General features: G+C 72.0%; 5 protein-coding genes. All 5 read left to right on the forward strand.

Translation table 11 applies throughout. The features are described 5' to 3' along the window. On the forward strand, positions 1-640 hold a 640-nt coding region (whiA, locus tag NBX02_RS10695; protein ID WP_250291178.1), incomplete at its 5' end, for a DNA-binding protein WhiA. Positions 641-924: 284 nt separating this feature from the next. Further along, a complete protein-coding gene (locus NBX02_RS10700; RefSeq protein ID WP_250285069.1) occupies positions 925-3,729 on the forward strand; it encodes an aconitate hydratase in 2,805 nt (934 codons plus the stop codon). Positions 3,730-4,364: 635 nt separating this feature from the next. Continuing rightward, positions 4,365-5,369, forward strand: a complete 1,005-nt coding sequence (locus tag NBX02_RS10705; protein ID WP_250285072.1) for a C40 family peptidase — start codon at positions 4,365-4,367, stop codon at positions 5,367-5,369. 93 nt (positions 5,370-5,462) lie between these two features. Then, positions 5,463-6,155 carry a CDP-alcohol phosphatidyltransferase family protein gene (locus tag NBX02_RS10710; RefSeq protein WP_250285074.1) on the forward strand — a complete coding sequence of 231 codons (693 nt, stop codon included), beginning with the start codon at positions 5,463-5,465 and terminating at the stop codon, positions 6,153-6,155. 11 nt (positions 6,156-6,166) lie between these two features. After that, complete coding sequence (locus tag NBX02_RS10715) at positions 6,167-8,680, forward strand: sugar phosphate nucleotidyltransferase (RefSeq protein ID WP_250285085.1); 2,514 nt, start codon at positions 6,167-6,169, stop codon at positions 8,678-8,680. The last annotated feature ends 168 nt before the right edge of the window (positions 8,681-8,848 follow it).

The following is an 8,848-nucleotide window of genomic DNA, read 5'->3' on the forward strand; positions in this document are numbered from 1 at the left end:
GCCGCAGGTCGTCACGGGCGCGGCCTGCGACGCCGCGGCGGCGTGGCGCGGGGCGTTCCTGGCGCACGGCTCGCTGACCGAGCCGGGCCGGTCGTGCTCGTTGGAGATCACCTCGCCGGGGCCGGAGGCGGCGCTGGCGCTGGTCGGCGCGGCCCGGCGGCTGGGGGTGGCGGCCAAGAGCCGGGACGTGCGCGGGGTGGACCGGGTGGTGATCCGGGACGGGGACGCGATCAGCGCGCTGCTGACGAAGATCGGCGCCCATGACAGCCTGCTGGCCTGGGAGGAGCGCCGGATGCGCCGGGAGGTACGGGCGACCGCGAACCGGCTGGCGAACTTCGACGACGCCAACCTGCGGCGCTCCGCCCGGGCGGCGGTGGCGGCCGGGGCCCGGGTCCAGGCGGCGCTGAAGATCCTGGGGGACGACGCGCCCGGCCATCTGCTGGCGGCCGGCCAGCTGCGCCTGGAGCACGCCCAGGCGTCCCTGGAGGAGCTGGGCTCGCTCGCGGACCCGCCGTTGACCAAGGACGCGGTGGCCGGCCGTATCCGGCGGCTGCTCGCGCTGGCGGACAAGCGGGCGCACGCGCTCGGGCTGCCGAACACCGAGGCGAGTGTCTCTCCGGATCTTCTCGAGAACGCCTAGCGAGCGGGCCGCCAACTACGCGATCATGTTCTTTCCGTGCTGCCACGGGTGCGCAGCTCGGCGCCTCACCGGTGTCGGCTGGTATATCCTTAGCAATACTAAGTAAAAGGGATATTACCGTCTCCGCCGAGATGGTCGGATGGGACGGCCGGACGACGGCGCGACAACCGGCCCCGCGGGCCCTGACTCGCGTCGGCGAGAGCATGCTTCTTCTCTCTGACGCAGGCCCGCAAGGCCCGGCACACGCCAGGATGGTCCGCGAGGGAACGCGGCAAGGAGGAGATATGGACAGCTTCGGCAGCACAGGTCATCTCAAAGTCGGTGACCACACGTATACGATCCGCCGGCTGGACGCGGTGCCCGGAGCCGACCGGCTGCCCTACAGCCTGCGCGTCCTGCTGGAGAACCTGCTGCGCACCGAGGACGGTGCCAACATCACGGCCGGCCACGTGCGCGCGCTCGCGGCCTGGGACCCGGCCGCCGAGCCGAGCCAGGAGATCCAGTTCACGCCGGCTCGGGTGATCATGCAGGACTTCACCGGCGTGCCGTGCGTGGTCGACCTGGCCGCGATGCGCGAGGCCGTGACGGCGCTCGGCGGGGACCCGGCGAAGATCAACCCGTTGGCGCCCGCCGAGCTGGTGATCGACCACTCGATCATCGCGGACGTCTTCGGCCGCGCCGACGCGTTCGCCCGCAACGCCGAGCTGGAGTTCGGCCGCAACCGCGAGCGCTACCAGTTCCTGCGGTGGGGCCAGGCGGCCTTCGACAACTTCACCGTCGTCCCGCCGAACACCGGGATCGTCCACCAGGTCAACCTGGAGTACCTCGCCCGGGTGGTCTTCACCAGGGACACCCCCGACGGCCGGCTGGCCTACCCGGACACGCTGGTCGGCACCGACAGCCACACCACAATGATCAACGGGCTCGGGGTGCTCGGCTGGGGCGTCGGCGGCATCGAGGCCGAGGCCGCCATGCTCGGCCAGCCGGTCAGCATGCTCATCCCGACCGTGGTCGGCTTCAAGCTCACCGGCGAGCTCACCCCCGGCACCACCGCCACCGACCTGGTCCTGACCATCACCGAGAAGCTGCGCCAGCACGGTGTGGTCGGCCGTTTCGTCGAGTTCTACGGCGAGGGCGTGGGCAACGTCCCGCTGGCGAACCGGGCCACCATCGGCAACATGAGCCCCGAGTACGGCTCGACCTGCGCGATCTTCCCGGTGGACGCGGAGACGCTAGCCTACCTGCGGCTGACCGGCCGTCCCCAGGAGCAGATCGACCTGGTCGAGGCCTACACCAAGGAGCAGGGGCTGTGGCACGACCCCGGCCACGAGCCGGTGTACACCACCACCCTGGAGCTCGACCTGTCCACGATCGAGCCGTCGCTGGCCGGGCCGCGCCGCCCGCAGGACAGAGTGCCCCTGCGCACCGCCAAGACCGCCTTCCGCACGGCGCTCACGGACTACGCCGGCTCCGCCGCGACCGCCCCGGCCGCGCTGGTCAACGGCGGCGCGGACGAGGCCAGCGCCGAGTCCTTCCCCGCCAGCGACCCCGCGGCCGCGTTCGCGGACAAGGCCGGCGACGCGCCGGTGTCGTCCAACGGTGTCGCCGGTGACGTCGCCGACCGCCCGTCCAGCCCGACCCGGGTGACGCTCGCGGACGGCACCAGCTTCGAGATCGACCACGGCGCGGTCGCGATCGCCGCGATCACCTCGTGTACGAACACCTCCAACCCGCAGGTCATGGTCGGTGCGGCGATCCTGGCCCGCAACGCCGTCGAGCGCGGCCTGACCCGCCGGCCGTGGGTCAAGACCACCCTCGCCCCGGGCTCCAAGGTCGTCATGGACTACTACGAGCGCGCCGGGCTCACCCCGTACCTGGACAAGCTCGGCTTCAACCTGGTCGGGTACGGGTGCACCACCTGCATCGGCAACTCCGGCCCGCTGCAGGAGGAGATCAGCCAGGGTGTGAACGACGGTGACCTGGCGGTGGTCAGCGTCCTGTCCGGCAACCGCAACTTCGAGGGCCGGATCAACCCGGACGTCAAGATGAACTACCTGGCGTCCCCGCCGCTGGTCGTCGCCTACGCGCTGGCCGGCACGATGGACATCGACCTGACCAGCGACCCGCTCGGCACCGACACCGCCGGCAATCCGGTCTACCTGCGCGACATCTGGCCGAGCGAGGCCGAGGTCGCCGAGGTCGTCGGGGACGCGATCCGCTCGGAGATGTTCACCGAGGACTACGGCGACCTCACCGGGGACAAGCAGTGGCAGTCGCTGCCCACCGGCGACGGGGGCGAGGTCTCCCAGACCTTCGCCTGGGCCCCCGACTCGACCTACGTCCGCCACCCCCCGTACTTCGAGGGGATGCCGGCGACGCCGGCGCCGCGCCCGGACATCGTCGGCGCCCGGGTGCTGGCGCTGCTGGGCGACTCGGTGACCACCGACCACATCTCGCCCGCCGGTTCCATCAAGCGGGACTCGCCGGCCGGCCGCTACCTGGTCGAGCACGGCGTCGACCCGAAGGACTTCAACTCCTACGGCTCCCGCCGGGGCAACCACGAGGTGATGATCCGCGGGACGTTCGCCAACATCCGGCTGCGCAACCGGCTCGTTCCCGGCGTCGAGGGCGGGGTCACCCGCCACCTGCCCGGCGGCGAGCAGCTGGCGATCTACGACGCGGCGCAGAAGTACGCCGCCGCCGGGGTGCCGCTGGTCATCCTCGCCGGCAAGGAGTACGGCTCGGGCTCGTCGCGTGACTGGGCGGCCAAGGGCACGGCGCTGCTCGGCGTCCGCGCCGTGATCGCCGAGTCGTACGAGCGCATCCACCGCTCCAACCTGATCGGGATGGGCGTCCTGCCGCTGCAGTTCCCGCCCGGGGAGTCGGTCACCTCGCTCGGCCTGACCGGCGAGGAGACGTTCACCATCGTCGGGCTCGCGGACGTCGACGAGCGGACCGCCACCCTCACCGTCCAGGCGGACGACAGGCGCTTCGACGCGGTCGTGCGCATCGACACGCCGGGGGAGGCGGAGTACTACCGCAACGGCGGCATCCTGCCCTACGTCCTGCGTTCGCTGCTGGCCCAGTAGCACGCGGCCGGGCGGCGGGGCCCGGGGCCGCCACCGCGCGCCGCGCGGATACCGGCGGTGCGGGCCCCGCCGGGGCCGGTGCGACAAGGCCGTCGAGAGTGCTTGCACGAGGCTCTCGGCGGCCTTGCGCCGTTCTCCCCTCGCGCTCCCCTCGCGGGGGTGCGCCCGGCCCGTGCGCCCGGCCGCACCCGCGTCCGATCATCAATGCGAGAACTACGCCAGGCCATGGGAAAATGTGCGAACTGTTTACTTTGGGGGTGTTGCGTCCCCATGTGTGACACCCGATATCGTTTGACACAGCACCAGCGCACCCCAGAGACCAGCGTCTCTGTCCTCCAGAAGACACGCGCCGGATCGAGACGCCCAGTCCTGCCCCGGTCCGGCGCCCCCTCCGAGTAACTACAAGGTAGGAGCGAGGCCCCCCCAGGTCCTGACGGTTTTCTCCCGAATCGTCGCCGAGCCACGTTCATGTCATGGTCACGTCCATGTCATGGTCACGTCATGGTTCGGAAGCCAGGGACCGCGGTGCCTTGCGGGCGTACGGGAAGGAACACGTGTTGCTCCCACGTGGCGTGATCCGCTTCCCCCCGAGCGGGGAACCCGCTGGTCGCGGTCGCCATCGCGACCAGGCGCCGGTGGGTGAGGCCGATCGCGAATCCCTGTACCGCCGGATCTGGCTGAGCCCGCAGTCCCGCCGGGTCGCCACCATCGCCGCGGTCACGACCGGGACCCTGGCCGCCTCGACCGCGGGCTTCGCCGCGACGATGCCGGGCCCGGGTGGCAACGCCTCGTTGGAGCCCACCGCCACCACCGACACCGCCGCCGCCTCGGTGATCGGCGGCGGGTCGCGCACGGGCACCCTGGCCGCGTCCGCCGTCGGGCTGGCCGGCCGGATCGGCGTCCCGGACCCGAGACTGACCGAGGTGTCGATCGTCCCGGACAGCGCGACCATCGCACCGGACGCGCCCGTCGTCTTCACCGTCCGCGCCACCCAGCTCGGCAGCGGCCAGCCCGTCACCAACCAGCGGATCCGGATCGCGGTGGCGAACGGGCCGCAGTGGACCACCACCGCCCAGCTGCAGACCGACGCCAGCGGAACCGCGAAGATCACCACACGGCTGCTGTCCACCACGACGCTGACCGCGGTGTTCGACGGCACCAACGCCCTGCGCCCGTCGCTGGCCAACGCGACCACCGTCACGGTGCGCAGCCCCACGGCGTCCGGCCCGGCCACCGGCTCGACCACCAGCAGGCTGACGGCGACGGCCCCCACGGTCATCCCGGGCAGCTCCATCGGCCAGAAGATCGTCTATCTCGCCTCGCTGCAGAAGGGCAAGCCCTACGTCTACGGCGCGGCCGGCCCCAACGCCTTCGACTGCTCGGGGTACGTCCAGTACGTGTTCAAACAGCTCGGCCGCTACCTCCCCCGCACGGCGCAGCAGCAGTACGACGCCTCCATCCACATCCCCAAGGCAGCCAAGCAGCCCGGTGACCTGATCTTCTTCGGCTCGCCGGACAACATCACGCACATCGGCATCTACGCGGGCAACGGCTACATGTGGGCCGCTCCCCAGACCGGACGGACGATCAACCTCCAGCCCATCTACACCAGCACCTACTGGGTGGGACGTTTCCTGTAGAGCACGGCTGGCCGTCGCCCGTCGTCTACCCTTCTCCCTGTGCGGTGGGCGGCGTCGCCGCCTCGGTGTACCGAGGGAGAGGAGGTGCCGGGCGTGGCCGCTGCGGCAGCTCCCTCCGACCGGGTGCTGACGGTCCCGAACCTGCTCTCCGCCCTGCGGCTGGCCGGGGTCCCCGTCTTCCTGTGGCTGGCGCTGGGACCCCACGCCGACGGGGCGGCGCTCGGCGTGCTCGCCTTCGCCGGCGTCAGCGACTACCTCGACGGCAAGCTCGCCCGGGCACTCGGGCAGACCAGCCGGCTGGGCACCCTGCTCGACCCGCTCGCCGACCGCCTCTACATCTTCGCGACGATCATCGCGCTGACGCTGCGGGACATCGTCCCCTGGTGGTTCGCGGCGCTGCTCGTCGGCCGGGACGTCCTGATCGCGGCCACCATACCGCCGGTGCTGCGGCGGCTGGGGTACGGCCCGGCGCTGCCCGTGCACTACCTGGGCAAGGCCGCGACCTTCAACCTGCTCTACGCCTTCCCGCTGCTGCTGCTCTCGGCCGGGGACGGCTGGCTGGCCACCGTCTCCCGCCCGTTCGGCTGGGCGTTCGCCATCTGGGGCACGGCCCTGTACTGGTGGTCGGGGATCCTCTACGGCGTGCAGCTGCGCCAGCTCGTCCGGGCGGCCCGCGGCCCGCGGCCACCGCTGCCCCCCCGCGAGGATCCCGGGCCCGGTCAGGGGCAGGGCCAGGGGCGGGCGGACGCGGAAGCCGGCCGGCTGGACGCGGAGGTCGGCCAGTGAGAGCCGTCGTCATGGCGGGCGGGGAAGGGACCCGGCTGCGCCCAATCACGGCCAACCAGCCCAAACCGCTGCTCCCCGTCGTCAACCGGCCGATCATGGAGCATGTGCTGCGGCTGCTACGGCGGCACGGTGTCGACGAGACCGTGGTCACCCTGCAGTTCCTCGCCGCCCACGTCCGCGCCTACTTCGGGGACGGCGACGAGCTGGGGATGCGCCTGTCGTACGCGACCGAGACCACCCCGCTGGGGACCGCCGGCAGCGTCAAGAACGCGCAGGACGCGCTGCGCCACGACCCCTTCCTGGTGATCAGCGGGGACGCGCTCACCGACATCGACCTGACCACCCTGATGGCGCATCACCGCAAGAGCGGGGCGCTGGTCACCGTCGCGCTCAAGTCCGTCCCGAACCCGTTGGAGTTCGGGATCGTCATCACCTCCGACGACGGCCGGATCGCCCGCTTCCTGGAGAAGCCGACCTGGGGGCAGGTGTTCTCCGACACGGTCAACACCGGCATCTACGTCATGGAACCGGAGGTCCTCGACCATGTTCCCGCCGGCGAGCGGGTGGACTGGTCCGGTGAGGTGTTCCCGAAGCTCGTCGCCGCAGGGGCGCCGCTGTTCGGCCACGTCGTCGCCGGCTACTGGGAGGACGTCGGCACCCTCGACAGCTTCCTGCGGGCCCAGGCCGACGTGCTCGACGGCAAGGTCGACGTGGACATCGGCGGCTTCGAGGTCTCGCCGGGGGTGTGGATCGGCCGGGACGCGGACGTCCACCCCGAAGCGGTGCTCACCGGCCCGCTGCTCGTCGGTGACTACAGCAAGGTCGAGGCCGGCGCCGAGCTGCGTGAGTTCACCGTCATCGGCAGTAACGTCGTGGTCAAGTCCGGCGCCTTCCTGCACCGGGCGGTGGTCCAGGACAACGCCCAGATCGGGCCGCAGACAAGCCTGCGTGGCTGCGTGATCGGCAAGAGCACCGACGTGCTGCGGGCCGCGCGGGTCGAGGAGGGCGCGGTCATCGGTGACGAGTGCGTGATCGAGGAGGAGGCGTTCGTCTCCCACCACGTCAAGGTCTACCCGTTCAAGACGATCGAGGCCGGGGCGGTCGTCAACACCAGTGTCATCTGGGAGTCCCGGGGGCGGCGCTCGCTGTTCGGCCCCCGGGGGGTGTCGGGGCTGGTCAACGTCGAGATCACACCGGAGCTGGTGGTCCGGCTCGGCAGCGCGTACGCCACGACCCTGCGCAAGGGCTCGACGGTGACCACCGCCCGGGACACCTCCCGGGCCGCCCGGGCGCTCAAACGCGCGGTGACCAGCGCCCTGACCGCCAGCGCGATCGACGTGCGGGACCTGGAGGCCGCGCCGATGCCGCTGGTCCGTTTCGACGTCCGTTCCTCCGACGCGGCCGGCGGCGTCGTCATCCGCGCGGCCGCGGGGGACGCCGAACGCGTCGACATCATCTTCCTGGACGCCGAGGGGAGCGACCTTTCCCCTGCCGTCCAGCGCACGCTCGACCGGGTCGTCAGCCGCCAGGAGTTCCGGCGGGCGTTCCCCGACGAGATCGGGGAGCTGCGCTTCCCGGCCCGCACGACCAGCAGCTACGCCCGGGACCTGCTCGACCGGGTGGACACCGCCGGCCTGGCCGAGGCCGGCCTGAAGATCGTGATCGACGCGGCGGGGGGAACGGCGTCCCTGGTCCTGCCGACGCTGCTGGGACATCTCGGGGTGGACGTGCTCACCGTCAACGGCCGGCTGGACCAGACCGTCCAGGCCCATCAGCCCGGCACCCGGCACCGGCACGCGCTGGACCGGCTCGGGGAGCTGGTGGCCAGCTCCCGGGCCGCGTTCGGGGTCCGCTTCGACCACATCGGTGAACGGATCACGATCGTGGACGAGCGGGGGGACCCGATCGACGACGAGCGCGCGCTGCTGGTCTTCCTCGACCTGGTCGCCGCCGAGAACCGGGGGGCCGAGGTTGTGCTGCCGGTGACGACCACCCGGGTCGCCGACCAGGTGACCCGCTTCCACGGGCTGACGGTGCGCCGGACCTCGCTGTCCGCCGCCGACCTGACGCGGGCCGCGGGCGCGGCGGGCGTCGTCTTCGCCGCGGACGGCCGCGGCGGTTTCGTCGTCCCCGAGTTCGCCTCCGCGATCGACGGCCTGGCCGCGTTCGTCAGGCTGGCCGCCCTGGTCGCCCGGACCAGGCTGACTCTCAGCGCCATCGACGCGCGTATTCCGCCGGTCCGCGTCCTGCGCCGTTCCGTGGCGACGCCGTGGGCGGCCAAGGGGACGGTGATGCGCCGGATCGTGGAGTCGGTCGACCCCGACGGGGGATGCACGATCGACACCACCGAAGGTGTCCGGGTGATATGCCCGGACGGATCCTGGGTGCTGGTGCTGCCCGACCCGGCCGAAGCCGTCACCCACCTGTGGGCCGAGGGAAGCGCCACCACCGACGGCGACCAGCTCCTCCAGCGCTGGAGCGCCATCGCCGAGGGGACCCGCTCCGCGGGCGATGCCGTCCGGTGACGAGGGTCCCGTTCACCTGCTGGGGCCGCCGCGCGGGGATGCGCCGGATGCGGGCGTCGCGGGGGATATCGGGGCGATATGCCGCGGTGCCGCATTGCGGCGGGTTGCGCTGCCCCGCTACGCTCGGCCCGCCGGGTGGCCGGCCGGCCGTAGGGTTGAGCCCGGGCG

This window comes from Protofrankia sp. CiP1_Cm_nod1 (genome assembly GCF_920888515.1).
Taxonomy (GTDB): domain Bacteria; phylum Actinomycetota; class Actinomycetes; order Frankiales; family Frankiaceae; genus Protofrankia.

Bases quoted from the DNA above. Each gene is read 5' to 3' on its own strand.
- NBX02_RS10700 (WP_250285069.1), top strand. From the start codon at position 925: ATGGACAGCTTCGGCAGCACAGGTCATCTCAAAGTCGGTGACCACACG.
- NBX02_RS10715 (WP_250285085.1), top strand. From the start codon at position 6,167: ATGGCGGGCGGGGAAGGGACCCGGCTGCGCCCAATCACGGCCAACCAG.